The sequence below is a fragment of the Rathayibacter sp. VKM Ac-2926 genome (assembly GCF_022815565.1).
Classification (GTDB): domain Bacteria; phylum Actinomycetota; class Actinomycetes; order Actinomycetales; family Microbacteriaceae; genus Rathayibacter; species Rathayibacter festucae.
In genome coordinates this window covers 319,105-343,613 of record NZ_JALGRS010000002.1, presented here as the reverse complement: position 1 = coordinate 343,613, position 24,509 = coordinate 319,105, and the positions used below count along the sequence as shown (strand labels likewise).

Here is a 24,509-nt window from a genome sequence, read left to right as displayed (position 1 = left end):
TGCGGGATCAGGCCAGCGAGACGCGCGCCTGCGCCTTGCCGAGCACCGCCTGGCCGCCGTACGTCACGGCGAGGTCGATGCGCGCGATCCCGGCCTCGGCGTCGATCGCGCCGATCTTCGCGACGACGTCGAGCTCGGCGCCCTCCTTCGGGTCGACGACGACGGGCCGCGTGAAGCGGACCTGGTAGTCGACGACACGGCCGGGATCGCCGACCCAGTCGACGACGACCTGCACGGCGGTGCCCATCGTCAGCATGCCGTGGGCGAGCACGCCGGGCAGCCCGACCTCGGCCGCGACGTCGTCGCGGTAGTGGATCGGGTTGAAGTCGCCCGAGGCGCCGGCGTAGCGCACGAGCGAGCCGCGCTCGAGGTGGAAGCGCCGCTCGCCGACGACGTCGCCGACGGTGAGCTCGGACAGGACGGGGCGCTCGGCGCTCATTCGTCTCCCCTGACGACGAGGGTGGACAGGGCGGTGACGACGTGGGCGCCGTCGGCGTCGACCATGGTCGACTGCGTGGTGATCATCGAGTGCGCGCCGAGCTGCTTGATGCCGGCGACCGAGAGGGTCGCGGTCAGCTCGTCGCCCGCGACGATGGGGCGCGAGTAGCTGAAGCGCTGGTCGCCGTGGACGACCCGGCTGAAGTCGATGCCGGCGTCCGGAGCGGCGAGCAGCTGGGCGAGGGTGAACTCCTGCACCACCACGGCGAAGGTCGGCGGGGCGACGACGTCGCGGTAGCCGGCACGGCGCGCGGCCTCGGGGTCGAGGTGGAGAGGGGACTCGGCGGAGACGGCGCGCGCGAACTCGCGCACCTTCTCGCGGCCCACCTGGTAGGGCTCCGTCGGCGCGAAGACGCGCCCGGTGAGGTCGGGGTTCACTGGCACCCGGCCATCTTAGGCGCTGGTCTCGGAGCCCTCCACGGCCCTCGGCCCCCTCCGAGACCCCTCCCCCCTCGACGAGGGTCATGCACGTATGACCATCGGCAATTACCCACGCGCGTATGGGTGACCGCGGACGATTCTTCTCCGAAGCTGGCGAGCATGTCCACACCTGACCCCGAACGCGACTGGATGACCTACGCCCGCGAGCTCGGCACGAACCTCCACCGCGCCCGGATGGCCAAGGGCGAGAGCCAGGAGCGCATCGCCCACGCCGCCGGACTGGCGGGCTACACCTACCAGAAGTTCGAGAAGGGCGAGTCGAAGCCGGGCTCGCCCGCGAACCCGCAGCTGAAGACGCTCTTCGCCCTCTGCGAGGCCCTCGACATCGAGCTCTCCGACCTGCTGCCGCCGAACCCGCCCCGCTCATCCGGCTCCGCCGGAGCCGAGTAGCCGCAGCGTCGCCTCGACGCCGCGCGCCAGCCGCGCCGCCGCGCTGAGATCGAGGTCCACCGCGCCGAGCCCGTCGGATTCGAGGCGCAGCCGCTCCTCGCCCCGGCCGCCGGGCCGGCACAGCGAGACGTGCACGACGGCGGCGACGGGCTCGCCTGCCCCACCCTCCCCGCACCAGAGCACGAGCGGGAGCGACTGCGCCCGGGAGCGGTGCAGCCGCTCCTCGGGGCACTCGATCTCGTCGTGCTCCCCTGCGCACCAGCGGGGGCACTCGTCGTCGTCTCGCCTGTTCTGTCGTCCGTCCATGTTCCGCACCAATCGTTCGAGGCGCACAGCACACCAGGCGGCACCGACATCGCGGCGGGCCCGCCGACCGGATCCCCCAGGGATGTGGACAGGCACCCGGCACCTCCCCCCTGTGGAGGAATGCTGTCACTGTGCCATACCGGGATGGCGGCCCCGCGGGCCGCGTCAGCGGTGGACGATCAGCCAGGTCGCGACGGCCGTCGTGGCACCGCGGTTGATCATCCGGTGGCCGCGCTCGCAGGGGAACGTGATCGCGTCCCCCGCGGCGAGGACCACGGTCTCGTCCTCGAACTCGACGGTGAGCTCGCCGAGCGTGACGGTCCCGATCTCGATCCCGTCGTGGCGCAGGAACCGGCGCTGCGCGGTCGAGGTCGCCCCCGGCGGATAGGTCGACTCGAAGAAGTCGACCGCGTCGACGGGCTGCGGCGCCAGCCGGCGGAAGAGCACGCCGCCCTCGAGGAGGACGGGAGCGACCTCGCCCGCGCGGACGACGGCCGTCGTCAGCCCCGCGCCCTCTCCGCCGCTGGGCCCGCCCGGCCCACCGGCCGCCGTGCCGCCGGCGGCGGTCTCGTCGAAGACGACGGAGAGCGGGACGCCGAGGGCGCCGACCATCGCGATGAGGCGCCCGACCGACGGCTGCATGGCCCCCCGCTCGATCTGCGAGACGGCGCTGGCCGAGATGCCGAGCTCGCGGGCGAGTGCGCGCAGCGACATCCCTGACGCGAGACGCAGCTCGCGCAGGCGCGCGCCGACGCCTTCGCGGACCGCCCTGGGGAGCGCGGCGGCGACGTCCGGAGCCGCGGAGACCGCGGAATCCCGGGCGGTCTCGTCGGTGGGCATGCGGGACGCCGTCCTCTCCTCGGTGATCGTCACACAGCTGTAACGGGGGCGAAACGAACGCGGCCCGGCGGAGCCCTAGGTTCTCCCGTGTGAAGTCATCACTTCACACGATCCGACAGCCCACCGCTCGCGCGGAGGCGGCCGATCGCCACGGCCGACCGCCTCGACCACCCTGACACATCCGCTCCGTGCGCCGACCCGCGCACCCGCCCGAGAGGTGGATCCACCATGACCGACCGCGCCACTGCACCCCGCATCGACCCGTCGACCGCGCCGCCCGCCGAGAGCGCCGGGCTCGCCGGCCCCTCGCTCGTCAAGCCGGGCTACGACGACCGCCTCGCCAACGAGGACCTCGCCCCGCTCGTCAAGCAGCGCTGGTCGAGCTACAACATCTTCGCGTTCTGGATGTCGGACGTGCACAGCGTCGGCGGCTACGTCACCGCCGGCTCGCTCTTCGCGCTCGGCCTCGCCGGCTGGCAGGTGCTGGTGGCCCTCGTGGTCGGCATCGTGATCGTGCAGGTCTTCTGCAACCTCGTCGCGAAGCCCAGCCAGGTCACCGGCGTCCCCTACCCGGTGATCAACCGGGCGATCTTCGGCGTCCGCGGGGCGAACATCCCCGCGATCATCCGCGGGCTGATCGCCATCGCCTGGTACGGCGTGCAGACCTACCTCGCCGCGCAGTCGCTCAACATCGTGTTCCTCAAGTTCTTCCCGGCGATGGCCTCCTGGAACACCCCGGAAGCCTCCTTCCTCGGCCTCTCCGCCCTGGGCTACCTCTCCTACGCGATCCTCTGGGTCGCCCAGGCCGCTCTCTTCTGGCGGGGCATGGAGTCGATCCGCCGCTTCATCGACTGGGCCGGCCCCGCCGTCTACGTGGTGATGCTCGTGCTCGCGATCTACCTCGTGTCGCAGGCCGGCTGGGAGAACATCTCGCTGAACCTCGGCTCGGGCGAGCCCCTCGACCTCGGCGCCTCGATCCCCGTGATGATCTCGGCGGTCGCCCTGGTCGTCTCCTACTTCTCCGGCCCGATGCTGAACTTCGGCGACTTCTCCCGCTACGCCCGCAGCTACCGCGCCGTAAAGAAGGGCAACCTCCTCGGCCTGCCGATCAACTTCCTCTTCTTCTCCCTGCTCACCGTGATCACCGCGTCCGCGACGGTCCCCGTCTTCGGCGAGCTGATCACCGACCCGATCGAGACCGTCGAGCGGATCGACACCTGGTTCGCCGTCCTGCTCGGCGGGCTCACCTTCGTCATCGCGACGATCGGCATCAACATCGTCGCCAACTTCATCTCGCCGGCGTTCGACTTCTCCAACGTCAACCCGAAGAAGATCAGCTGGCGGATGGGCGGCATGATCGCCGCCGTCGGCTCGGTGCTGCTCACCCCGTGGAACTGGTACTCCAACGACACCGCGATCCACTACACGCTCGGCATCCTCGGCGCCCTGATCGGCCCGCTGTTCGGCGTCCTGATCGCCGGCTACTACCTGATCAGCCGTCAGCGCGTCTGGGTCGACGACCTGTACACGATGAGCGAGAAGGGCCGCTACTGGTTCTCCCGCGGCTTCAACCCCAACGCCGTCTGGGCCACCGTGATCGGCGGCCTCCCCTCCGTCCTGTCGGTGCTCGTCCCGCGCTGGATCGAGGAGGCGGGCGGCCCGTCCTTCACCTGGCTCGGCGACTACAGCTGGTTCCTCGGCTGCGGCCTCGGCTTCGTCGCGATGGCCGTCCTCGAGCGCCGCTCCCCGCGGATCGGCCGCCTCGAGGAGGACCTCGCGAACGTCAGCGACGGCAGCACGGTCTGACCCGAGCCCTCCCCCACCCGCCCCTGACCCGGCCTCGCCGTCCACTCCATCCTCCAGAAGTTGCGGTAGTCGCGCGTGACTACCGCAACTTTCGAGGACTGGCCGGTGGCGTGGTGGCCGTTCCACCCCTGCAGCATCCCGAGGAGCGCCCGTGCGCATCACCGTCGTCAACTCGAACACCAGCGAGCGCATGACGGAGGCGATCGGCCGCGCCGCGCGGTCCGTCGCCTCGGTCGGCACCAAGATCGTCGCCGTCACCCCGCCGATGGGGCCGGCCTCGATCGAGAGCCACTACGACGAGGCGCTGGCCGTCCCGGGGCTGCTGCACGAGATCGTCCGCGGCGACGCGGCCGGCAGCGACGGCTACGTCGTCGCCTGCTTCGGCGACCCGGGGATCGACGCGGCCCGCGAGCTCGCCCGCGGACCGGTGATCGGCATCGCCGAGGCCGCGATGCACATGGCGTCCCTGGTCGGCCGGCGGTTCAGCGTCGTCACCACGCTCTCGCGCACCAGCGGGCGGGCCTGGGACATCGCGCACCGCGCCGGATTCGACCGGGCCTGCGCGGGAGTGCACGCCTGCGACATCCCGGTGCTCGAGCTCGACGACCCGCACTCCGACGCGCGCCGGGTGATCCTCGAGGAGTGCGCCGCCGCCCTCGCGACGGACGGCTCCGACGTGATCGTGCTCGGCTGCGCCGGGATGGCGGACCTCTGCCGCGACCTCTCCCGCGAGCTCGGGGTCCCGGTGATCGACGGGGTCGCCGCGGCCGTCCGGCTGGTCGAGGGCCTGGTCGCGATGGGAGTCACGACCTCGCGCCGCGACGAGTTCGCGGCACCGCGCCCGAAGGAGATGACGGGGCTGCTCGCCCCGTTCGCGCTGACCTGAGGCGAGCGCACGACGCGGGACGCACGAGAGGGCCCGGGAGCAGATGCTCCCGGGCCCTTCGTGTGCAGCGGCTAGGACTGCTGCGCGCTCCGGCGACGGCGCGTCACGACGAGCGACGCGAGACCGAGCGCCAGCAGCGCGGCCGCACCGGACGCGAGGCCCGCGGTCTCAACACCGGTCTCGGCGAGCGCCGAGCCACCGCGGGTGCTGCCGCCCGTGGTGGAGACGGTGGTCGTCGTGCCCTCACCGGGCTGCGGGACGTGAGCGCGGTACTGCAGGTACTCGAGACCGCCCTCGAGGACGCCCAGGGTGCCGACGATCGTGACCATGGCGTCGACGTGGCCGGGGGTCACCGGGTAGCTGTAGGTGCCGCCGGCGTAGGAGGAGGAGTCGAGCACGATCTCGTCGAGCTTCACCGCGACGAAGGGGTGGTCCTCGGTCGGGCGGTCGTAGTCGGCCGCCCAGATGACGAAGGTGATGCTGTCGAGGCAGTCGACGGTCTCGACCGACGGCAGGACGACGGTCATGACGCCGTTCGTCGTGCTCGCGGTGACGTCGCCGCTCTTGCTCTTCACGATGCGTCCGTCGTTCGGGGCGAGGCACGCGTGGTAGGCGGCCGCGTCGGCCTCGTACTGCTCGGCCGAGACGTCGGGGACGTCGAGGTGGATCTGCTCGCCGATGGTCTCGCGGGTGCTGCCCTGGACGTCGCCGTCGAATCCGTAGATCGCCACGAGGATGTCCTGATCGCCGGCGGGCAGGTCGCCGAGCCCGAGGGTGACGCCGCGGAAGTCGCGGCCCTCGATCGGGATCGTCGTCAGCAGCTCGAGCGAGTAGCCCAGGTCGGTCGGGCGCTCGTAGTCGAGGTTCCAGACGCGCAGCTCCGCGCGCTCCCAGCAGGACGTGGTGCGGATCGGCGGGATCGTCACGCTGACCGCGGCGCCGGACAGGGTGGCCGACACGTCGCCCATGACCTCCTCCGCGACCGGCCCGCCGCCGGGGACGTCGCAGATCGGGTCGATGCCGGGGGCCGGCGTCGCGGTGGGGGTCGCAGTGGCCGACGGCTCCGGCGACGGAATCGGCGATGTCGTCGGGACGGCGGTGGGAGTCGCCGTCGGCGTCGCCGTGGGGGTCGGGGTCGCTGTCGGCTCCGTCGTCGCGGTCGGAGTCGCGGTCGGGACAGCCGTCGGTGTCGCGGTCGGAGTCGACGTCGCGACGGCGGTCGCGGTCGGCTCCGGGGTGCTGGTCGACGCGGCGGCGGCCGGGGCGATCAGGCCGCCGGCGAGGCCGACGACGAGGGTGAGGCACGCGAGACGCGAGCGCGAGCGGAGAGAGGTCCCCCGGAGAGACATGGATGTATTCCTTCTCGAGAATGTGGAAGCGGGATCGGCGCCGAAGCTGCCCCCGTGGCGCCTGGCTGATGTCTATCAGCGGCCTGAACATCCGCACATCCCCCGCGAGGTCGCGTTCTGCATCGATCGCATAACGGCCCTTCTGCGAGGATCGAGCCATGGCGATCCTCCGCGACTTGGCCCTCGGCGCACGGCTCTTCGGCAGGGGGTTCGGCACCTGGGTCCGCTCGCCCCGGGCGATGCTCCTCGGCGCGATCCCGCCGCTGATCGTCGGCCTCGTCTTCGTCGGCGTGCTGGTGCTCGTGCTCACCCGGATCGACGCCGTGGTGCGCGCGCTGACGCCGTTCGTGGACGGCTGGGACGAGGCCGCGGCCGGCACCGTCCGCCTCCTGCTCTCCATCGCCGCGGTCGGGGCGATCGTCGCACTCGGCGTCGTCCTCTTCGCCGCGGTCACCCTGCTCGTCGGCGACCCCTTCTACGAGCGGATCTGGCGCGGCGTCGAGAATGAGCTCGGCGGCGTGCCCGACGAGCACGAGACGGGGTTCTGGCGCGGGCTCGGCCGCACACTGCGCGACTCCTCGGTGCTGGTCGGCACCTCGCTGGCGATCGGCGTCGTGCTGGTGCTGCTCGGGATCATCCCGGTCGTCGGGCAGGTGGTCGGGCTGATCGCCGGCGCACTCGTCGGCGGCCGGGCGCTCGCCCTCGAGCTGACCGGATTCGCCGGCGATGCCCGCGGACTCGCACTGCGCGATCGCCGCCGCCTCCTCGGCGAGCGCCGCGCGGTGTCCCTCGGCTTCGGCATCGCGGTCTACCTCGCCTTCCTGATCCCGGGCGGCGCGGTGATCGCGACACCCGCGGCGACGGCCGGGGCGACCCTCCTGCTCCGCACTCTCCGCGGCGAGTCGACGGAGCGGATCGACCCGGCGTCCGACGCCGCGACCGCCTGATCGGGTGGCCGCCCGAGCGGCGCCTCCCCTAGACTTCCCCCGTGCTCACGTCGACCCTCCGCCCCTGGTGGCCCGCCTCCTAGGCAGGCCGACGCGCAGACTCCTCTCGCACACGACCGCCTCGACCGGGCGGTCGTTCTGCATGTCGGGGCCCGGGTGAGGGACACCCCGACCCAAGGACCACGATGACCTCGCTCCTCTCCCGCATCCTCGCCTCCGACGGATCGCTGCCGTTCGCGGTCGTCCTCCGGCAGGGCCGGACGGACGTCGACGTCTTCACCGGCGACGTCGTCGACGTCGAGGGCCTCGCCGACATCCCGCTCGACGGCGCCGACGTGCTGACCCTCGTGCCCTACCGCCAGGTGCGCGAGCGCGGCTTCGCGGCCAAGGACGACGGCGCCCCGCTGCGGAACCTCGTCGTCCGCGAGCGCGAGACCGTGCCGCTCACCGAGGTGCTGCGGCTGCTGCCCGAGCGCGAGATCCCGGTCGAGGAGCGCGGCTTCGACGTGCCCGACGAGGAGTACGCGGAGATCGTGCGGCGGGTGATCGACGACGAGATCGGCCGCGGCGAGGGCGCGAACTTCGTCATCAACCGCGCGTTCGTCGCGCACACTGACGCTCCTGCAGTCGAGGCGGTGCTGGCCTGGTTCCGGCGGCTGCTGACCGACGAATCGGGCGCCTACTGGACCTTCGCGATCCACACCCCCGGCGCCGACGGCTCGCCGACCGTCACCGCGGTCGGCGCGACGCCCGAGCGCCACGTCTCGGTCCGTGACGGCGTGGCGATGATGAACCCGATCAGCGGCACCTTCCGCCACCCCGCGGCCGGCCCGACCGGCGCCGAGGTGCTGGCGTTCCTCGCCGACGTCAAGGAGAGCGAGGAGCTCTTCATGGTGGTCGACGAGGAGATGAAGATGATGAGCGCGGTCTGCCCGAACGGCGGCCGGATCCTCGGCCCGTTCCTCAAGCAGATGTCGCGCCTCAGCCACACGGAGTACCTGCTCGAGGGGCGCACCGACCTCGACGTCCGCGAGGTGCTGCGGCTCACGATGTTCGCGCCGACCGTCACCGGCTCGCCGATGGAGAACGCCTGCGCCGTGATCGCGGAGTACGAGAAGGAGCCGCGCGGCTACTACTCCGGTGTCCTCGCCCTGTTCGAGCCGGAGGAGCACGGCTACACGGTCGACGCGCCGATCCTGATCCGCACCGCGTACCTCCGCGAGGACGGCCGGCTCACCGTGCCGGCCGGCGCGACGCTCGTGCGCCACTCGACACCGGAGGGCGAGGTCGCCGAGACCCGCGCGAAGGCCTCCGGGGTGCTCTCCGCACTGGGGCTGCTCCCCCACCGCGACATCCCGCCGGCGATCGACCTCAATGCGCAGCCCGGAGTGCAGGAGGCGCTCGAGGCGCGGAACGAGCGGCTCGCGTCGTTCTGGCTGCGGCCGCAGGCGCCGGAGCACATCGAGGGGCTCGCCGGGCACACGGCGCTCATCGTCGACAACGAGGACCAGTTCACGACGATGCTCGCGCACCAGCTGCGCCACCTCGGCATGGACGCCCGGGTCGAGCGCTGGTCGAGCGTCGAGGACGTGCTGAGCGACGACCTCGTGGTGTTCGGCCCCGGCCCCGGCGACCCGCGCGACGACTCCGAGCCGCGGATCGCGCGCCTGCGGGCCCTGATGACGGAGCGGCTCGCCTCGGAGCGGCCGATGCTCGCCGTCTGCCTCAGTCACCAGATGCTCTCGCTGCTCGCGGGGCTGCCGGTCGAGCCGCTGCCCGCGCCCCGGCAGGGCGTGCGGCTCGCGGTCGACGTGTTCGGTGAGGACGCGGCGATCGGCTTCTACAACACCTTCTCCTCGGTCGCCGGCGCGGACGTGTCGAGCACCCCGCTGCTCGACCTCGAGATCTCGCGCGACCCGGCGACGGGGATCGTGGACGCGCTGCGCGGGGAGGGAGTCGCCTCCGTGCAGGGGCATCTCGAGTCGGTGCTGTCGTCCGACGGCCTGCGCACGCTCGAGCGACTGGTCCGCACCGCGACCTCGCAGCCGGCGCGCGCGTGAGCGACGTCCGGCTGATCGCGTCGCCGTCCTACTCCGCCGAGCTGCGGGAGGCGGTGGCCGCGAGCGTCCGGGCGGCGGCGGAGGCGGCGCGCGGCTGGTATGGCCGCGGCGACAAGCTCGCCGCCGACGCGGCCTCGGTCGCGGCGATGCGCGCGGTGCTGGCCGAGGCGCCGTTCGCCGGCGTGGTCGTCATCGGCGAGGGCGAGAAGGACGACGCGCCGATGCTCGCGAACGGCGAGCGGCTCGGCCGGGCGGACTCCCCCTCCTGCGACGTCGCGGTCGACCCGCTCGACGGCACGCGGCTGGCGGCGGAGGGGATCCCCGGCTCGGTCTGCGTCATCGCGCTCGCCCCGCGCGGCACGATGCTCGACCCGCGCGACGTGTTCTACATGGACAAGCTGGTCTGCTCCGGCGCGGGGGCGGGGGTCGTCGGGCTGGACCTGCCGCCCGCCGAGAACGCGCGGCGGCTGGCCGACGCCCTTCGCAAGCCGGTCTCCGAGCTGGTGGTCGCCGTGCTGGACAAGCCGCGGCACGCCGGACTGATCGCGGCCCTCCGGGAGGCCGGCGTCGCGCTGTCGCTGCGCGGCGAGGGCGACGTCTCGGTCGCGATCGAGGCGGCGGACCCGGACGGCAGCGTCGACCTCGTGCTCGGCATCGGCGGCACGCCCGAGGGCGTCGTCGCCGCCTGCGCCGTCCGCGCCCTCGGCGGCGTGATGGAGGGCCGCCTCGCCCCGCAGACCGATCTCGAGCGTGCGAACGCCCTGGCCGCCGGCCACGACCTGACCCGCCTGCTGACCCTCGACGACCTCGTCTCCTCCCCCGACGTCCTCTTCGCCGGCTGCGAGGTCTGACGCTTCTCCGCGAGATGCCACTTGTGCACGCCTTTCACGGCGTGTCGCGTGCACACGTGGCATCTCGCGGGGGCGCCGGTCAGGGGGCGGCGACGCCGTGGCGCCAGTAGCCGATGAAGGTGATGGCGCGCTTGTCGACGGCGCGATCGGCGACGAGGTGGCGGCGGGCGCCGGTGGCGAGGGAGGACTCACCGATGGCGAAGACGGAGGGGCGACCCGCGGGCAGGGTCGCGTCGCGGAGGACGGCGAGCGCGTGCTCGCCGGGGCGGGCGTGCGCGTCGGCACGGGGCAGCCAGTGCAGGGTGACGGCGTCGGAGGCGACGACGGGCTGGCGGTCCGCCTCGGAGGGCAGCTCGAGGAAGACGTGAGCGGCGCGGTCCTCGGGCAGCGAGGCGAGGATGCCCGCGACCGCCGGCAGACCCGTCTCGTCGGCGACGAGCAGGCACCAGTCGGAGCCGTCGGCCCGGCGGTAGCCGAGCCCCTGGTCGAGGATGCCGACCCGGTCGCCGACCGCGGCGGTGAGGGCGAAGGTCACGGCGGGCCCCGCTTCCCCCGGCTCGCCGTGCACGACGAAGTCGACGTCGATCTCGGGTCCGCCGTCGGCACCCTCGGCCCGGTAGCGGCGCACGGTGTAGTTGCGGACCACCGGCCGCTGCGCCTTCGGCATCGCGAGGTACTGCGCGTACCAGAGCGCGCTCGAGCGGGTCGGCAGCCGCAGCGCCTCCTGCCCGGGCCGCGGCAGGAAGAGGCGGAACCACTGGTCGTGGCCGAGCGGATGCAGCAGCGCGACCCCGGGCCCGCCGAAGGTGACGCGCTGCATCCCCGGCGTCACGCGCGCGGTGCGGACGACCTCGACGGTGACGACCTGCGGATCGGTGGGGCGCGTCGGGGCGGACGAGCGGGCCATGCGGAGCCTCCGTGCTGCGGGCGGACGCACCGCCGGGTTTGGTGAGGCTTACCTTACCCAGTCGCTCCTCGAGCATCCGAGAGCGCGCCGACGATGAGCTCCGCGAGATGCCACTTTTGCACGCCTTTCACGGCGTGTCGCGTGCACAAGTGGCATCTCGCGGAGGGGGTGCAGCCCGCGCAGCAGGGACGAAGCGGGCGCGCCGTAGAGGGTCGGCGGGCGGAGCGGTCGTCGCCAGAGGCCGACAGGTCAGCCGTGCTGAGCACAGGCCGGTACACGGTCGCTCGTCTGACCCTCGAAGAGGGGTATGTGATATTTCCTCGCTTAGTGGTCATATAGATGTGGTCGCGGCGCTTGGTCCGACCGACGGATCGAGGGACGGCCATGAAGAGATCGACACGAATCGCTTCCATCGCAGGAGCAGTCCTGCTGAGCGTCGGAATGGCGGCGACGGCGCAGGCGAACGTCTTCGCTGACAGCTTCGACAAGAACGCCGGCGGGTTCCAGTCGCCGACGTCGACCACGTACCAGACGAAGTACGAGTCGAATCGCAACGGCACCATCCAGCTCCGGGAGATCGGCAGCGACTACAAGATGGACGCGCAGATGTGCCAGGCGCTCGTCAACTGCGACAAAGGCACGAAGATCTTCTCGATCACCGACGACAACATCGTCCACGGGCTCCCGAACAGTTATGCGGCGGGTACCGAGACTCTCACGTCCGCGCTTAGAACGACCCCTTTCACCATCTATCAGGTGCACGTGCGCGGTCAGTGGCAGGCCTGGTAGAGCCGGAACCCGACCATCGACACGACCGTGCCGTCGCGCTTCGCACTGGTCCTCACCGATCTGCGGTCGTCGTTGCGCTGGCCGCAGGCGCTCCTCGGTGCGATCCTCGTCCTCGGTCCGACGGCTCTCGGGCTGGCGGAGGTGGGCGGCGGTGTCTACCGCGATGAGCTGGACGTCTACTCCCAGTTCATGATCTCCCCGATGATCATTCTCTTCCCCGTCTTCATCACGACGGCCTGCTGCAGCGGCACCGCTGCCGAGATCAGGAACAGGTTCGTCGTCCTCGTCCGCGCGCGGACGGATCTCCGGTCCTACCTGGCGACCCGGATGATGAGCGTCGCCCTCGGAGGATTCGTGCTCGGCTTCGTCGCCGCACTCCTTCCCGGACTGATCGCCTTCGGGATCTGGCCGGAGCTGGGTGCGCCCTTCATCGATCCGGTCGTGTACGGACTCGCACCGGACGAGGTGGAACGGAACGCCCTGGAGCGCGTGAACTACTCGCAGCTGCTCGCCTTCGGGTGGCCGGTGTACCTGATCGGCTACTCCTCGGTGCTGGGTGCCTGGGGCGCGATCACGGCGGTGGCCGGGGTGCTCGCACTGGTCGCACTGAAGAACCTGGGGCTGGCGATGGTGCTGCCCGCAGTGATCTTCTTCGTCGAGACGATGGCTGTCGCTCTGGTCGACCATCCACTTCTCGGATTCATGTACGGAGCCTTCCCGTTCGGTCTCGATCAGGCACCGATCGGCATCATGGTCCTGCCGCTCGCGGTCGCTGGAGCCGCGACGGTTCTCGCCGCACGGCGGGTCCTCGGCAGAGCCCAGCGACTCCCGGCGCTGACATGATCGCCTCGCTCTCCCGCCGTGTCCGCCTGCTGCTCGCCGGCTGGGCGCTCGCGGCTGCCGCCGCGTACTCGATCCACCAGCGGATGCTCTGGACCGCGTCGGGTTCCTCGTTCGGATTCGTCGACGTGGCGGTCGAAGTCGTGAACGACCCGCTCTTCGTCTGCTACGGACTGGGAGCGCCGTGGTGCATCGCCCTCTTCCTGGCGTCGAGGTCCCTCCCTCCGGAAACCGTGTGCATTCGGGCAGGATCCCTCAAGAACGTGCTCCTCGTCCTCCTGCGCAGCGACGCGGCGAGTGCTGCGGTCGTCCTGTTCGGTGTGCTGACGACGTGCTGGGTGTGCTCCCTCGGGCTGGTGAACGACGTCGCGCGCGTGCCCGGATCGGTGAGTGCGCTGCTCTCGGACGTTGCGCTGCCCCCGCCCGTCGGAGTGCTGCTCCAGCTCCCGCTCCTCCTGCTCTTCCTCGCGACGATCGGGTCCCTCCTCTCCGCCTGCTGGGTGCTCTCAGGCGGGAGTGTCCTCGTCGGGCCGGCGGCGACGGTGCTGCTCGGCTGGTTCGCCGTCTCGGCGGCGGGGGGACTCCCGAGGGACTCCGCCGTCAGCTCGGCGTTCCTCTCCAGTTCCTCGCTCCACCTCGGGCGGCCGTTCGGCATGCTGGCCGCCGTCGTCGTCCTCCTCTCGATCGAGGTCGTCCTCCTCGGCGCCGTCCGGGTCCAGGATCGCCGGCTGTCCGGAGCGGCGCGGTCCTGGGGTGCCGGATGGGCGGCGTACGTCCTCCTCCTCGGCACGGCCGCGCTCGGGCCGACGGGGCTCCAGTCGGTCTCCGAGGGGAATCCGGCACCCGGGGTCGAGGGAAGAGTCCTCGGTCCTCTCTTCGCGGGCCCAGTGGGCGCTCTCGCACCCACCCTGCTCTCCGTCCTCGTCGTCACGGGCTTCGCGATGACCTGGCAGCTCAGCGAGCTCGATCCCCGGCGCCCGATCCTCCGCTGCGAGCTGATCCGGTTCGGATCGAGCGGCGCTCGGAATCGGCGACTCGGCGCAGGGCTCCTCGCCCGTGCACTCGGAGTGAGCGCGCTCGTCGGCGCTCTGGCCGGTGCCGAGGCGCTCCTGCGGGGCGCCCCCGGCGAGCTCGCGTCCTTCGTCGACCCGGTGGTGGGCTATCAGCTCCTGGTGAACGGAACGCTGCAGCTGACACTGGTCGCGGTCGCCGCCTCCGCCTTCGCGCCGCTCGCCGGATCGGGCGCGGCCCCCGCGGCCTTCTCGGCCGGATTGGCCTTCCTGCCGAGCGAGCTCCTCGAGGGCAACCCGCTCGGCATCGCGGGTCTGTGGAGGAGCGCGGGGGGCTGGCCGAGCGTCCTCCACGGGACGGCGCTGGCGCTGGGGAGCGCCTGCATCGTCCTCATCGCAGCAGTCATCGCGTCTCGACTGGTCGAGAGGCATCCAAGAACAGAAAGAGGTCGCTCATGACGAACGCCATCACGGTCGAGGGTGTGTCCAAGAGCATCCGCGGGAATCTGCTCTACAGCGAGGTCGCGTTCGAGCTGCGCCGAGGCGGGCTCTACGCCCTCCTCGGTCCGAACGGCTCCGGGAAGTCGGTCCTGCTGCGACTGCTCTGCGGCTTCCTCAGGCCGGACTCGGGCAGCATCAGCGTCGACCCTTCGATCTCGCCGGAGGGGCGGACGTTCCCGGACAGCTTCGGGATCACGATCGACGGCCCCGCCTACATCGCCGGCCTCTCCGCGGAGCAGAACCTCTTGCGACTGGCCGCGATCCGCAGGCGCATCGGGATCGAGGAGATCCGCGCGACGCTCGCCTCGGTACGTCTGCAGAGCACGGGGCGCGCGGCGGTCCGCACCTTCTCCTCGGGGATGAAGCAGAAGCTGTCTCTCGCGCAGGCCCTGATGGAGGAGCCGAAGGTGCTCCTCCTCGACGAGCCGTTCACCGCGCTCGACACGGAGAGCGTCGCGGTCGTCAAGGACGTCCTCCGCGAGCGGGTGGCTCAGGGCGTCACCGTTCTGCTGACGATGCACGGCGAGGCGGACTTCCTCGCCGAGTGCGACGGCGTCCTCCGGATCGAGAACCGCACGATCTCGATGCTCTGACGACCGGTCGTCTCCGCGAGATGCCACTTGTGCACGCCTTTCACGGCGTGTCGCGTGCACAAGTGGCATCTCGCGGGAGGGAGGCATCGGGGACGACGAAGGCCCCGGCTCGACGTGCGAACCGGGGCCTTCTCGATGTAGCGGGAGCGGGACTTGAACCCGCGACACCACGATTATGAGCCGTGTGCTCTAACCACCTGAGCTACCCCGCCGCACGTTTCCGGAGGCTGGCCTGCCGGGAACGGAGCCCCCTGTGGGAATCGGACCCACTACCTCTTCCTTACCAAGGAAGTGCTCTACCAATGAGCTAAGGGGGCGCACCTGCGGGTCTGACTGCCCCTCTCGGGGCGTGCCCGCGATTTGGCACCGTTAGACGATAGCACCTCCACGGGGCCGTGTTGACCGCGGGGTGGAGGGGGTGGTCCGGGCGGGGTGGATCTCGATACGCCCGCTCTGCGGGCTACTCGATCAGCATGAAGGCGCGGGCGGAGCAGTCGCGCAGCGGGGCCTCATGTCGGTCGAGCAGCCGCGCAGCGGCGTATCGAGACCCGCCTACGAGCGGCTCGCCGTGTCGAGTGCGGCCAGCTCCTCCGCCGTCAGCTCGAGAGTCGCGGAGGCGACGAGGGCGGGCAGCTGCTCCATGACGCGGGCGCTCGCGATCGGCGCGGCGACGCCGTCCTGCGAGCGCAGCCAGGCGAGGGCGACGGTCGCGACCTCGGCGTCGTGGGCGGCCGCTGCCGCGTCGAGGGCGGCCAGCACGCGGCGCCCGCGGGCGTCGAGGTACTGCGCGGCACCCGAGGCGCGCGGGCTGTCGGGCGTCGAGCCGTCGCGGTACTTGCCCGTCAGGAAGCCGGACGCGAGCGCGTAGTACGGGACGACGGCGAGCCCGGCCTCGCGGGCGAGCGGCAGGACGTCCGCCTCGATGCCGCGCTCGACGAGGTTGTAGTGCGGCTGCACGGCGACCGGCGCGTGCAGGCCCTCCTCCTTCGCGAGGCGCAGCCACTCGGCGATGCGGTCGGCGCTGAAGTTCGAGACTCCGATCGCGCGGACGAGGCCCTCGTCGACGAGCTCGGAGAACACCCGGGCGATGTCCTCGAGCGGGACGGCGTCGTCGTCGAAGTGCGCGTAGTAGAGGTCGATCCGGTCGGTGCGCAGGCGCTGGAGCGAGGCGCGGGCGGCCTTGCGGACGTTGTCGGGCGCGAGGCCGAGGAACTCGGGGTGCCTGCTGACCTTGGTCGCGATCACGACGTCGTCGCGGGAGCCCGAGCGGCGCGAGAGCCACTCGCCGATGATCGTCTCGGACTCACCACCGTGGTTGCCGGGCACCCAGGCGGAGTAGGAGTCGGCGGTGTCGATGAAGTCGCCGCCCGCGGCGACGTAGCCGTCGAGGACGTCGAAGGAGGTCTGCTTCCCGGCGGTCCAGCCGAAGACGTTGCCGCCGAGGGAGAGCGGGAAGACCTCGATGCCGGAGTCGCCCAGGGGCGTGCGGGTGAGGGAGTCGTGGGACGGAGCTGCGCTGTCGATCGTCATCCCCCGATTCAACTCGCCGCGGGCCGCACTGCCGATCCCCCGCCGCGCATGCGGAGCAAGCACTCAGCCACCCGGCGCCGAGCAGTACCTCCGGCACGCGGAACCTCCTTCGGCACGCCGGAACAGCAGGTTCTCGCGAGCCCGGGCACGTTCCACGAGCCGGAGGTGCGCACCGGCGGACCCTCCGGCACGCGGAACCGACTCCGGCACGCCGGAACGGCCGGTTCTCGCGAGCCGGAGGGGGTTCCACGAGCCGGAGGTGGGGCGGGCCTCGCGCACCCGCGCAGGACGGCGGGCGTCAGCCGCCGAGCGGGTAGTCCGCGTAGGCGAAGCGCGCCCCGTCCGGCGACCAGCCGGCGACGTTGATCGTGCCCTGGCCGCCGAAGAGCGACTGCACCACCCGGCCCGGCGAGGTGTCGCCGGCCGGGCGCCCCTCGAGCGCGAGCAGCCGCAGCTCGACCGGCAGGTTCTCCGGGTGCCCGGCCGTCCCGGCGGGGTAGGCGAGGTACAGCAAGTGCGCGCCGTCCGGCGACTCGTGCGGGAACCAGTCGACGGTGTCCGACACCACGGTCCGCTCGATCCCGGAGCCGTCGGGCCGCATCCGGAACAGCTGGGCGACGCCGCCCTCGCGCTCGGAATTGAAGTGCAGCCACTCGCCTTCGGCGGAGAAGTCGACGCCGTCGTCCGGGTGCGGGTCGTCCGTCAGCGCGGTGAGCGGCCCGCCCTCGGCCGGCATCGTGTAGACGTTGGTGACCCAGCGGCCGGTGGCGTCCTCGCCGCCGCCGATCAGCGCGAGCAGCCGGCCGTCGGGCGAGACGCCGTGCAGGTAGTGCTTGAAGCGCGGCACGGGCCCGGCGGAGGTGACCCGCCGGGCGCGCGCCGAGCCGTCCAGCGCGACCGCGTAGAGGTGGCCGTCGCGGGCCGAGACGTAGGCGGTGCCGCCGCCGGGAGCGAGCACGTGGTCGTTGTTCAGCTCGTCCGGCACCCCGTCGAGCGGGATCGCCTCGAGCCCGGCGGGACCGACCGGCGCGTCCCCGAGCGGCAGCCGGAACAGCCCGCCGTCCCCGTTGACCACCAGGAACGACCCGTCCGGCGACCAGTTCGGCGCCTCCACGAGCAGCGAGTCGGAGGAGAACACCGTGGTGACCTCGCCGCTCACAACGTCGAGCACGCGGATCCGGCAGGTCTGGGCGGGGAGCAGTGAGCGGGCCATGCGCACCACGGTAAGGGAACGGCGGTCGTCAAGCCCGTCCGCACTCAGGTTCCCGCCGCCCGGCCTCCCTTATCCTTGTCTGGACAACTGTGCTGAGTGGAACCGGGGAGGACTGTGTGATGCTCCTCACCCTCGCGATCACGTTCGCCCTCGCGGTGATCACGCCGTGGATCGTCGACCGCTTCGGTCCGAAGGTCTTCTACGCCCTCGCCCTCGTGCCGGCCGCGACCTTCGTCTCGACCGCCGCCTCGCTGCCGACCGTCCTCGCCGGCGGAGAGCTGCGCGAGGAGATCCCGTGGATCCCCTCCCTCGACGTCTCGCTCTCCTTCCGGCTGGACGCGCTCTCGATCGTCCTCGCGCTCGTCGTCAGCGGCGTCGGCGCCCTCGTCCTCGCCTACTGCGGCAGCTACTTCACGCGCGACGAGCCGTCGCTCGGCCGGTTCGCCGCCCTGCTCTTCGCCTTCGCCGGCGTGATGTACGGGCTGGTCACCGCCGACGACGTGATCATCCTCTTCGTCTTCTGGGAGGCCACGAGCGTCCTCTCCTACCTGCTGATCGGGCACTACAGCGGTCGCAAGGAGAGCCGCGGAGCCGGCCTCCAGGCCCTCCTGGTCACCACCCTCGGCGGCCTGGCGATGCTCGTCGGCGTGATCATCCTCATCGTCGAGTCGGGCACCTCGAGCCTCGCGGGCATCGTCGCCGCGGCCCCGTCCGGGCCGATCGTCTCCGTCGCCCTCGTCCTCGTCCTGCTCGGTGCCTTCTCGAAGTCGGCGCTGGTCCCCTTCCACTTCTGGCTGCCGGCCGCCATGGCCGCGCCCACCCCGGTCAGCGCCTACCTGCACGCCGCCGCGATGGTGAAGGCCGGCATCTACCTCGTCGCCCGCCTCGCCCCGGGCTTCGCCGACGACGCCGTCTGGCTGCCCGTGATCGTCAGCGTCGGCGTCTGGACGATGCTCGTCGGCGGCTGGCGCTCGCTCCGCCAGTACGACCTCAAGCTCGTCCTCGCCTACGGCACCGTCAGCCAGCTCGGCTTCCTCACCGTCGCCGTCGGCTTCGGCTCGCGCGACGCGGCCCTCGCCGGCCTCACCCTGCTGATCGGCCACGCGCTGTTCAAGGCGCTGCTGTTCCTCGCCGTCGGCATCGTCGACCACCGGGCCGGCACCCGCGACCTGCGCAAGCTCAGCGGTCTCGGCCGCCAGGCCCCGGTGCTCGCCGGAGCCGCGCTGCTCGGCGTGCTCTCGATGGCGGGCATCCCGCCGCTGCTCGGCTTCGTCGCGAAGGAGGCGGTGTTCACCAGCCTGCTCTCCGCGATCGAGCAGGGCTCGTTCTGGGCCTGGGTCGCGCTGATCGGCCTCGTGCTCGGCTCGATCCTCACCGTCGCCTACTCGGCCCGCTTCTTCTGGGGCGCCTTCGCCCGCAAGAAGGGCCTCGAGGACACCCACCTGCACGCGGAGCCGTGGACCTTCACCGCGCCCACCGTCGTCCTGGCGGTCGTGAGCCTCGTCGGCGGCATCGGCGCCTCGCTGCTCGACCCGCTCGTCGCGGTCTACGCCGACACGCTGCCCTACGGCGCCCCCGACGCCGACCCGCAGCTCGCCGCGGCGGCCGAGGAGTCCGACCACGGCGGCTACCACCTCGCGCTCTGGCACGGCTTCGAGCCGGCCCTCGCGCTCAGCGCGATCGTGATCGCGATCGGCCTGCTCCTCTTCGCCAAGCGGATCGCCGTCGCGCGGATCCAGTCCAAGGTCCCGAACACCATCGACTCGGCCGAGGGCTACTGGGCCACCGTCCGCTGGCTCGACCGCGTGGCCAGCACCGTCACCGAGTTCGTCCAGCGCGGCTCGCTCCCCCGCTACCTCACGGTGATCTTCGCGGTCTTCGTGCTGGGAGTCGGCGGCGCCGCGGCCCTCAACCGCACCTGGCCCGGCGACCTCGTCTTCTGGGACTCCCCCGGCCAGCTCGCCGTCGCGGCCGTGATGATCCTCGCCGCGATCCTCTGCGCCGTCGCGCGCAACCGCGTCGCCGCCGTGCTGCTCGCCGGTGCGACCGGCTACGGGATGGTCGCCCTCTTCGCCATCCAGGGCGCCCCGGACCTCGCGCTCACCCAGGCGCTGATCGAGACGATCACCCTGGTCGTCTTCGTCCTCGTGCTGCGCCGCCTCCCGACCCGGATCGCGCAGAAGCACCAGCCGATGCGCAAGCGCCTGCGCGCCGTCATCGGCATCGCGGTCGGCGCCGTGATGGCCCTCGCCGCGACGATCGCCCTCGGCGCCCGCACCGCGACCCCGATCTCCGTCGACCTCCCCCGCCTGGCCTACGAGGAGGGCAAGGGACGCAACATCGTCAACGTCCTCCTCGTCGACATCCGCGCCTGGGACACCATGGGCGAGATCTCGGTGCTCGTCGTCGTGGCGACCGGCGTCGCGAGCCTGATCTTCCTCTCCAGCCGAGCCGGCGGCGCTCCGCGCCTCGAGCACCAGAGCGCGGCCGACCGCGAGGAGCGCGCGACCGACCTCACCGCCCCCTCGGCCGACGCGGAGAAGACCGGCGACCGCGGCTCCTGGCTGGTCGCCGGCCGCACGCTCCGCCCCGAGAACCGCTCGATCGTGCTCGAGGTGCTGGTGCGCCTGCTCTTCCACCCCGCGATGATCGTCTCCGTCTACCTGCTCTTCACCGGTCACAACACCCCGGGCGGAGGCTTCGCGGGCGGCCTGCTCGCCGGTCTCGCCCTCGTCGCGCGCTACCTGGCCGGTGGCCGGTTCGAGCTCGGCGAGGCCGCGCCGATCGACGCGGGCAAGGTCCTCGGCCTCGGCCTGCTCTTCGCGGTCGGCACCGCCGTCTCCTCGCTCGCCTTCGGCCTCGAGGTGCTCGAGTCGAGCTGGCTCGACCTCTACCTGCCGGTCCTCGGCGAGCTGCACCTGGGCACCTCCACCCTCTTCGACATCGGCGTGTACCTGATCGTGATCGGCCTGACCCTCGACATCCTCCGCAGCCTCGGCGGCGAGGTCGACCGCCACGGAGAGGAGGCCGAGCAGGGCGACCCGTCCGGCGACGGCGTCACCCACTCGACCGACAGCACCCCCGGTCCCGGCGCCGGCACCGTCGACGGCCTCGAGACGAAGCTGCCGACCGGCTCCACCGTCGTCGGCGGACCGGGCAGGGGGGACGACGCATGAGCATCACCCTCGTCCTCGTCGTCGTGATGGCGGTGCTGTACGCCGCGGGCGTCTACCAGATGCTCGAGCGCAGCCTCACCCGGATCCTGATCGGCTTCCTCCTGGTCGGCAACGCGACGAACATCCTGATCCTGCTGATGGCGGGCCGCTCGGGCGTCGCGCCGTTCGTCACCGACGACGGCCGCTCCTACGAGCAGATCGCCGAGGAGATGGCCGACCCGCTGCCGCAGGCGCTGATCCTGACGGCGATCGTGATCACCTTCGGGGTGTCCGCCTTCCTCCTCGCGATGATCTACCGGCGCTGGCGCCTCGCCAACGCCGACCAGGTCGAGGACGACGAGACCGACGCCTCCGTCCGCGCGGACGCGGCCGGCATCTCGGCGCAGACCACCGCGGACGACCGGGCCCTGGACGTCCTGCTCGAATCGAGCGACGAGGGCACCGCCGCCAAGCATGCCGAGAGCGCCATGACCGACGACAGGAAGGAGGACCGATGAACGTGCTGATCCCCCTCGTCGTCACCCTCCCCCTGCTGGGAGCCGCCGTCGCCCTCGTGCTCGGCCGCCATCGGCGCGCGCAGATCACGGTCAACATCGTCACGCTGTCCGCGGTCCTCGTGATCTCCTCCGTGCTGCTCGTCCTGGTCCTCACCGGCCAGGAGGGCGGCAGCGCCGTCTACGTCGGCGGCTGGGAGCCGCCGTGGGGCATCGTGCTGGTCGTCGATCCGCTCGCCGCCCTGATGCTGGTGATCACCTCGGTCACGCTGCTCGGCGTCCTGCTGTTCTCGGTCGGCCAGGGCCTGGTCGACGGCAACCGCGAGACGCCGGTCACGATCTTCCACCCGACCTACCTGATCCTCTCGGCCGGCATCCTCAACGCTTTCGTCGCGGGCGACCTCTTCAACCTCTACGTCGGCTTCGAGATCCTGCTCGCGGCGAGCTACGTGCTGATCACCCTCGGCGGTACCGCGCCCCGCATCAGGGCGGGCACGACCTACGTGGTCGTCAGCCTGGTCTCGAGCGTGTTCTTCCTCTCCGCGATCGGCCTGCTCTACGGCGCCACCGGCACCGTCAACATGGCGCAGCTGTCGATCCGCATCGCCGAGCTGCCCGCCGACGTCCAGCTCGTGCTGCACGTGGTGCTGCTGCTCGGCTTCGGGATCAAGGCCGCGGTCTTCCCGCTGTCCTTCTGGCTGCCGGACTCCTACCCCACCGCTCCGGCGCCGGTCACGGCCGTCTTCGCCGGCCTGCTCACCAAGGTCGGCGTCTACGCGCTGATCCGCACCGAGACGCTGCTCTTCCCGGGCGGCAGGCTCACCGAGGTGCTGATGGTGGTCGCGCTGCTGACGCTGGTGGTCGGCATCCTCGGCGCGGTCGCGCAGGCGGATATCAAGCGGATGCTCTCCTTCACGCTGGTGTCGCACATCGGCTACATGGTCTTCGGCATCGCGATCGGCACGGAGGCGGGCTACGCCGCGACGATCTTCTACGTGATCCACCACATCACCGTGCAGACCACACTGTTCCTCGCGACCGGGCTGATCGAGCGCGTCGGCGGCACCACCTCGATCCTCCGGCTCGGCGGGCTGCTGAAGGCCTCGCCGCTGCTCGCACTGCTCTACTTCATCCCCGCCATGAACCTCGGCGGCATCCCGCCGTTCACCGGCTTCCTCGGCAAGGTCGGCCTCTTCGTGGCCGGCACCGAGTCCGCCGCCGACCAGCCGTCCTGGCTGATCTGGGCGGTCATCGCCGCGGGCGCCGTCACCTCGCTGCTCACCCTCTACGCGGTCGCCCGCGTCTGGAACATGGCGTTCTGGCGCCGCCAGGAGGAGGTGCCCGGCTACGAGTCGCCGCTGATCGACCAGCTGCAGGAGGACCCGCACGACACGGGCACGGTCCGCACCCGGCACTCGCCGCCGATGATGGTCCTCGCGACCGCTGGCATGGTCGTCTTCGGCGTCGGGCTGACGATCGCCGCCGGCCCGCTCTACGACGCCAGCGAACAGGCCGCCGCCGCGGTCGCCGACCCCTCCACCTACATCGCCACGGTCTACCGCGACTCGTCCTTCGGAGAGGAGGGCCCCCGATGAGCCCCCGCCGCCGCGTCGACTTCTGGAACCGGTTCGCGATGTTCGTGACCCTCGTCGGCATCTGGGTGCTGCTCTGGGACGACGTCTCGGTGCTCTCGATCGTCTCGGGCTTCCTGGTCGCGCTGATCATCACCCGCGTCTTCTACCTGCCGCCGGTGGAGTTCTCCAACCGGGTGAACCCCTGGCACCTGCTGGTCTTCCTGCTGCGCCTCACCTACGACATCGCGGTCGCCTCCGTGCGCGTCTCGTACCAGATCCTCACCCTGCCGGTCCCGGTGCACAACGCGATCGTGGCCGTGCACCTGCGCAGCCGCTCCGAGGGGATGCTGGTCTGGACGACCGAGGCCGTCTCGCTCGTCCCCGGCTCGCTCGTGATCGACGTCGACCCCCAGCTGAACGTGCTCTACCTGCACGTGCTCGGGGTCACTCACGACGAGGGCCACCGGATCGACGAGGTCCGCCGCACGGTCCTGCGCACCGAGGCGCGCATCGTCCGCGCGATCGGCTCGCGCGAGGACGTCGCCCGGGTCAGCGAGCCGCTCGGCGAGAACGCAGGGGTGCTCCGATGATCGAGTGGCTCGTCTGGATCCTGGTGCCGATCTTCGGAGCGGCCGCCCTGCTCTCGCTCGTGCGCATCCTGATCGGCCCGTCGGTCCTGGACCGCGTGGTCGCCGCCGATGTGCTCGTCGCCACGATCCTCTGCGGCCTCGGCGCCGAGATGGCGATCAACCACCACGCGACGACGCTGCCGGTCGCGCTCGGACTCGCGCTCTTCGCGGTGTTCGGCTCGATCAGCGTCGCCAAGTTCATGGCCAACCGCGAGGAGGACTGACATGGACGTCTTCTTCGACGTCGTCACCGCCGTGCTCGTCACCGTCGGCGGGCTGCTCTCGCTGGTCGCCGCGATCGGACTGCTCCGCTTCGACGACCTGCTCTCCAGGATGCACGCGGGCACCAAGCCCCAGGTGCTCGGCATCATCTGCGTGATGCTCGCCGTCGCGATCCGGAACCCCGGCTTCGCCGCCGCGGGCACCGTCGTCCTGGTGATCGGCTTCCAGCTGCTGACCGTGCCGATCTCGGCGCACATGGTCGGCCGCGCGGCCTACCGGGCCGAGGCCGTCTCCACCGGGTTCCTCGTCTCGGACGAGCTCGCCGACGCCGTGCAGCGCGCGGACGACGCCTCGCGGGCGACGGGTCCGGAGACGGCGCACGCGTCCGAGGAGGCCGCCGAGCACTCGAGCGCCCCGCAGCCCGAGGACGAGGACGGACCGGCCGCGACCGCCTAGCCGCCGGTCATCGTCCGCAGCGCGTAGCCGCCGACGGCGAGCGTCACCGCGAACAGCCCGCCGATCAGCAGCACGAGCAGCGGCACCACCCAGAGCAGGGCCCTCCGGCGTCGGGCGCGGGCGGCTTCCGGGGTCTCTTCGCTCACCCGTCGACCCTAGGCCAGGCGGCGCCTCCGCCGGGCCGGGCGCTTCCGGGGCGCC

25 protein-coding genes and 2 tRNA genes are annotated in these 24,509 nt (G+C 71.7%); 16 read left to right on the top strand and 11 right to left on the bottom strand.

Going from position 1 to position 24,509, the window contains the following annotated elements:
• Positions 1–7: 7 nt before the first annotated feature.
• Positions 8–439: a MaoC family dehydratase gene (locus MT351_RS04085; protein ID WP_132437569.1), complete on the bottom strand. Its 432-nt coding sequence runs from the start codon at positions 437–439 to the stop codon at positions 8–10.
• On the bottom strand, positions 436–882 hold the full coding sequence (locus tag MT351_RS04080; RefSeq protein WP_132437568.1) for a MaoC family dehydratase N-terminal domain-containing protein: 447 nt from the start codon (positions 880–882) through the stop codon (positions 436–438). The genes MT351_RS04085 and MT351_RS04080 overlap by 4 nt, the downstream gene beginning before the upstream one ends.
• Positions 883–1,038: 156 nt before the next feature.
• Here MT351_RS04080 and MT351_RS04075 point away from each other — a divergent pair, with 156 nt between their 5' ends.
• Complete coding sequence (locus MT351_RS04075; protein ID WP_123737395.1) at positions 1,039–1,329, top strand: helix-turn-helix domain-containing protein; 291 nt, start codon at positions 1,039–1,041, stop codon at positions 1,327–1,329.
• Here the strand turns inward: MT351_RS04075 and MT351_RS04070 are convergent.
• Both MT351_RS04070 and MT351_RS04065 read right to left on the bottom strand, forming a co-directional pair.
• Positions 1,303–1,635, bottom strand: a complete 333-nt coding sequence (locus MT351_RS04070; RefSeq protein ID WP_132437567.1) for a hypothetical protein — start codon at positions 1,633–1,635, stop codon at positions 1,303–1,305. The genes MT351_RS04075 and MT351_RS04070 overlap by 27 nt on opposite strands.
• A gap of 165 nt (positions 1,636–1,800) precedes the next feature.
• A complete protein-coding gene (locus tag MT351_RS04065; protein WP_132437566.1) occupies positions 1,801–2,475 on the bottom strand; it encodes a helix-turn-helix domain-containing protein in 675 nt (224 codons plus the stop codon).
• 228 nt (positions 2,476–2,703) lie between these two features.
• On the opposite strand from MT351_RS04065, the gene MT351_RS04060 reads away from it, so the two are divergent.
• Both MT351_RS04060 and MT351_RS04055 read left to right on the top strand, forming a co-directional pair.
• A complete protein-coding gene (locus MT351_RS04060; protein ID WP_132437565.1) occupies positions 2,704–4,281 on the top strand; it encodes an NCS1 family nucleobase:cation symporter-1 in 1,578 nt (525 codons plus the stop codon).
• A gap of 151 nt (positions 4,282–4,432) precedes the next feature.
• On the top strand, positions 4,433–5,167 hold the full coding sequence (locus tag MT351_RS04055; RefSeq protein WP_243581330.1) for an aspartate/glutamate racemase family protein: 735 nt from the start codon (positions 4,433–4,435) through the stop codon (positions 5,165–5,167).
• A gap of 71 nt (positions 5,168–5,238) precedes the next feature.
• On the opposite strand, the gene MT351_RS04050 is transcribed toward MT351_RS04055, so the two are convergent.
• Positions 5,239–6,516 carry an LPXTG cell wall anchor domain-containing protein gene (locus MT351_RS04050; protein WP_132437563.1) on the bottom strand — a complete coding sequence of 426 codons (1,278 nt, stop codon included), beginning with the start codon at positions 6,514–6,516 and terminating at the stop codon, positions 5,239–5,241.
• Between the two features lie 158 nt (positions 6,517–6,674).
• On the opposite strand from MT351_RS04050, the gene MT351_RS04045 reads away from it, so the two are divergent.
• The 3 genes from MT351_RS04045 to MT351_RS04035 all read left to right on the top strand — a co-directional run bounded on the left by MT351_RS04045 (position 6,675) and on the right by MT351_RS04035 (position 10,374).
• Entirely contained in the window at positions 6,675–7,463 is a 789-nt protein-coding gene (locus MT351_RS04045; protein WP_132437562.1) for an EI24 domain-containing protein, read from the top strand.
• A 185-nt stretch (positions 7,464–7,648) separates the two neighbouring features.
• Positions 7,649–9,523, top strand: a complete 1,875-nt coding sequence (locus MT351_RS04040; RefSeq protein WP_243581329.1) for an anthranilate synthase family protein — start codon at positions 7,649–7,651, stop codon at positions 9,521–9,523.
• Entirely contained in the window at positions 9,520–10,374 is an 855-nt protein-coding gene (locus MT351_RS04035; protein ID WP_243581328.1) for a fructose-bisphosphatase class II family protein, read from the top strand. Before MT351_RS04040 ends, MT351_RS04035 begins: the two co-directional genes overlap by 4 nt.
• 79 nt (positions 10,375–10,453) lie before the next feature.
• On the opposite strand, the gene MT351_RS04030 is transcribed toward MT351_RS04035, so the two are convergent.
• Complete coding sequence (locus tag MT351_RS04030; RefSeq protein WP_132437559.1) at positions 10,454–11,281, bottom strand: siderophore-interacting protein; 828 nt, start codon at positions 11,279–11,281, stop codon at positions 10,454–10,456.
• 384 nt (positions 11,282–11,665) lie between these two features.
• Between MT351_RS04030 and MT351_RS04025 the strand changes: the two genes are divergently transcribed.
• From MT351_RS04025 to MT351_RS04010, 4 genes are read left to right on the top strand one after another with little or no spacing between them, the layout of a single operon-like run.
• A complete protein-coding gene (locus tag MT351_RS04025; protein WP_132437558.1) occupies positions 11,666–12,070 on the top strand; it encodes a hypothetical protein in 405 nt (134 codons plus the stop codon).
• Between the two features lie 27 nt (positions 12,071–12,097).
• On the top strand, positions 12,098–12,913 hold the full coding sequence (locus MT351_RS04020; RefSeq protein WP_243581327.1) for a hypothetical protein: 816 nt from the start codon (positions 12,098–12,100) through the stop codon (positions 12,911–12,913).
• Complete coding sequence (locus tag MT351_RS04015; protein WP_165909136.1) at positions 12,910–14,379, top strand: hypothetical protein; 1,470 nt, start codon at positions 12,910–12,912, stop codon at positions 14,377–14,379. The genes MT351_RS04020 and MT351_RS04015 overlap by 4 nt, the downstream gene beginning before the upstream one ends.
• Complete coding sequence (locus MT351_RS04010; RefSeq protein ID WP_185020257.1) at positions 14,376–15,014, top strand: ATP-binding cassette domain-containing protein; 639 nt, start codon at positions 14,376–14,378, stop codon at positions 15,012–15,014. Before MT351_RS04015 ends, MT351_RS04010 begins: the two co-directional genes overlap by 4 nt.
• A gap of 138 nt (positions 15,015–15,152) precedes the next feature.
• Here MT351_RS04010 and MT351_RS04005 read toward each other — a convergent pair.
• The 4 genes from MT351_RS04005 to MT351_RS03990 form a co-directional block, all read right to left on the bottom strand.
• Positions 15,153–15,226: transfer RNA gene (locus tag MT351_RS04005), tRNA-Met, on the bottom strand.
• A 33-nt stretch (positions 15,227–15,259) separates the two neighbouring features.
• Positions 15,260–15,331 (bottom strand) — tRNA-Thr (locus MT351_RS04000).
• A 235-nt stretch (positions 15,332–15,566) separates the two neighbouring features.
• On the bottom strand, positions 15,567–16,544 hold the full coding sequence (locus MT351_RS03995; RefSeq protein ID WP_132437554.1) for an aldo/keto reductase: 978 nt from the start codon (positions 16,542–16,544) through the stop codon (positions 15,567–15,569).
• 298 nt (positions 16,545–16,842) lie between these two features.
• On the bottom strand, positions 16,843–17,757 hold the full coding sequence (locus tag MT351_RS03990; RefSeq protein ID WP_243581326.1) for a biopolymer transporter Tol: 915 nt from the start codon (positions 17,755–17,757) through the stop codon (positions 16,843–16,845).
• Between the two features lie 119 nt (positions 17,758–17,876).
• On the opposite strand from MT351_RS03990, the gene MT351_RS03985 reads away from it, so the two are divergent.
• The 6 genes from MT351_RS03985 to mnhG are packed head-to-tail and all read left to right on the top strand — an operon-like array spanning position 17,877 to position 24,308.
• Positions 17,877–20,933, top strand: coding sequence for a Na+/H+ antiporter subunit A (locus MT351_RS03985; protein ID WP_243581325.1), 3,057 nt, complete (start codon positions 17,877–17,879; stop codon positions 20,931–20,933).
• On the top strand, positions 20,930–21,430 hold the full coding sequence (locus MT351_RS03980; RefSeq protein ID WP_123737411.1) for a Na(+)/H(+) antiporter subunit C: 501 nt from the start codon (positions 20,930–20,932) through the stop codon (positions 21,428–21,430). Before MT351_RS03985 ends, MT351_RS03980 begins: the two co-directional genes overlap by 4 nt.
• Complete coding sequence (locus tag MT351_RS03975; RefSeq protein ID WP_123447848.1) at positions 21,427–23,022, top strand: Na+/H+ antiporter subunit D; 1,596 nt, start codon at positions 21,427–21,429, stop codon at positions 23,020–23,022. The genes MT351_RS03980 and MT351_RS03975 overlap by 4 nt, the downstream gene beginning before the upstream one ends.
• Positions 23,019–23,591, top strand: a complete 573-nt coding sequence (locus MT351_RS03970) for a Na+/H+ antiporter subunit E (protein ID WP_243581324.1) — start codon at positions 23,019–23,021, stop codon at positions 23,589–23,591. The genes MT351_RS03975 and MT351_RS03970 overlap by 4 nt, the downstream gene beginning before the upstream one ends.
• Positions 23,588–23,854 carry a monovalent cation/H+ antiporter complex subunit F gene (locus MT351_RS03965; RefSeq protein ID WP_123447850.1) on the top strand — a complete coding sequence of 89 codons (267 nt, stop codon included), beginning with the start codon at positions 23,588–23,590 and terminating at the stop codon, positions 23,852–23,854. The genes MT351_RS03970 and MT351_RS03965 overlap by 4 nt, the downstream gene beginning before the upstream one ends.
• 1 nt (position 23,855) lies before the next feature.
• Positions 23,856–24,308, top strand: coding sequence for a monovalent cation/H(+) antiporter subunit G (gene mnhG / locus MT351_RS03960; RefSeq protein WP_243581323.1), 453 nt, complete (start codon positions 23,856–23,858; stop codon positions 24,306–24,308).
• Here the strand turns inward: mnhG and MT351_RS03955 are convergent.
• The gene (locus MT351_RS03955) at positions 24,305–24,454 is read right to left on the bottom strand and encodes a hypothetical protein (protein ID WP_159422145.1); all 150 of its coding nucleotides are present in this window, start codon (positions 24,452–24,454) and stop codon (positions 24,305–24,307) included. The two genes, mnhG and MT351_RS03955, sit on opposite strands and share 4 nt — an antisense overlap.
• Between the last annotated feature and the right edge of the window lie 55 nt (positions 24,455–24,509).

What these genes read in the sequence shown, in the direction of transcription:
- MT351_RS03980 (WP_123737411.1), top strand. Translation starts at nt 20,930, where the DNA reads ATGAGCATCACCCTCGTCCTCGTCGTCGTGATGGCGGTGCTGTACGCC.
- MT351_RS03975 (WP_123447848.1), top strand. Translation starts at nt 21,427, where the DNA reads ATGAACGTGCTGATCCCCCTCGTCGTCACCCTCCCCCTGCTGGGAGCC.
- MT351_RS04070 (WP_132437567.1), bottom strand. Translation starts at nt 1,635, where the DNA reads ATGGACGGACGACAGAACAGGCGAGACGACGACGAGTGCCCCCGCTGG.
- MT351_RS04085 (WP_132437569.1), bottom strand. Translation starts at nt 439, where the DNA reads ATGAGCGCCGAGCGCCCCGTCCTGTCCGAGCTCACCGTCGGCGACGTC.
- MT351_RS04015 (WP_165909136.1), top strand. Translation starts at nt 12,910, where the DNA reads ATGATCGCCTCGCTCTCCCGCCGTGTCCGCCTGCTGCTCGCCGGCTGG.
- MT351_RS03970 (WP_243581324.1), top strand. Translation starts at nt 23,019, where the DNA reads ATGAGCCCCCGCCGCCGCGTCGACTTCTGGAACCGGTTCGCGATGTTC.
- MT351_RS04045 (WP_132437562.1), top strand. Translation starts at nt 6,675, where the DNA reads ATGGCGATCCTCCGCGACTTGGCCCTCGGCGCACGGCTCTTCGGCAGG.
- MT351_RS03985 (WP_243581325.1), top strand. Translation starts at nt 17,877, where the DNA reads ATGCTCCTCACCCTCGCGATCACGTTCGCCCTCGCGGTGATCACGCCG.
- MT351_RS04040 (WP_243581329.1), top strand. Translation starts at nt 7,649, where the DNA reads ATGACCTCGCTCCTCTCCCGCATCCTCGCCTCCGACGGATCGCTGCCG.
- MT351_RS04075 (WP_123737395.1), top strand. Translation starts at nt 1,039, where the DNA reads ATGTCCACACCTGACCCCGAACGCGACTGGATGACCTACGCCCGCGAG.
- MT351_RS04010 (WP_185020257.1), top strand. Translation starts at nt 14,376, where the DNA reads ATGACGAACGCCATCACGGTCGAGGGTGTGTCCAAGAGCATCCGCGGG.
- MT351_RS04030 (WP_132437559.1), bottom strand. Translation starts at nt 11,281, where the DNA reads ATGGCCCGCTCGTCCGCCCCGACGCGCCCCACCGATCCGCAGGTCGTC.
- MT351_RS03995 (WP_132437554.1), bottom strand. Translation starts at nt 16,544, where the DNA reads ATGACGATCGACAGCGCAGCTCCGTCCCACGACTCCCTCACCCGCACG.
- MT351_RS04060 (WP_132437565.1), top strand. Translation starts at nt 2,704, where the DNA reads ATGACCGACCGCGCCACTGCACCCCGCATCGACCCGTCGACCGCGCCG.
- MT351_RS03990 (WP_243581326.1), bottom strand. Translation starts at nt 17,757, where the DNA reads ATGGCCCGCTCACTGCTCCCCGCCCAGACCTGCCGGATCCGCGTGCTC.
- MT351_RS04050 (WP_132437563.1), bottom strand. Translation starts at nt 6,516, where the DNA reads ATGTCTCTCCGGGGGACCTCTCTCCGCTCGCGCTCGCGTCTCGCGTGC.
- MT351_RS04025 (WP_132437558.1), top strand. Translation starts at nt 11,666, where the DNA reads ATGAAGAGATCGACACGAATCGCTTCCATCGCAGGAGCAGTCCTGCTG.
- MT351_RS03965 (WP_123447850.1), top strand. Translation starts at nt 23,588, where the DNA reads ATGATCGAGTGGCTCGTCTGGATCCTGGTGCCGATCTTCGGAGCGGCC.
- MT351_RS04065 (WP_132437566.1), bottom strand. Translation starts at nt 2,475, where the DNA reads ATGCCCACCGACGAGACCGCCCGGGATTCCGCGGTCTCCGCGGCTCCG.
- mnhG (WP_243581323.1), top strand. Translation starts at nt 23,856, where the DNA reads ATGGACGTCTTCTTCGACGTCGTCACCGCCGTGCTCGTCACCGTCGGC.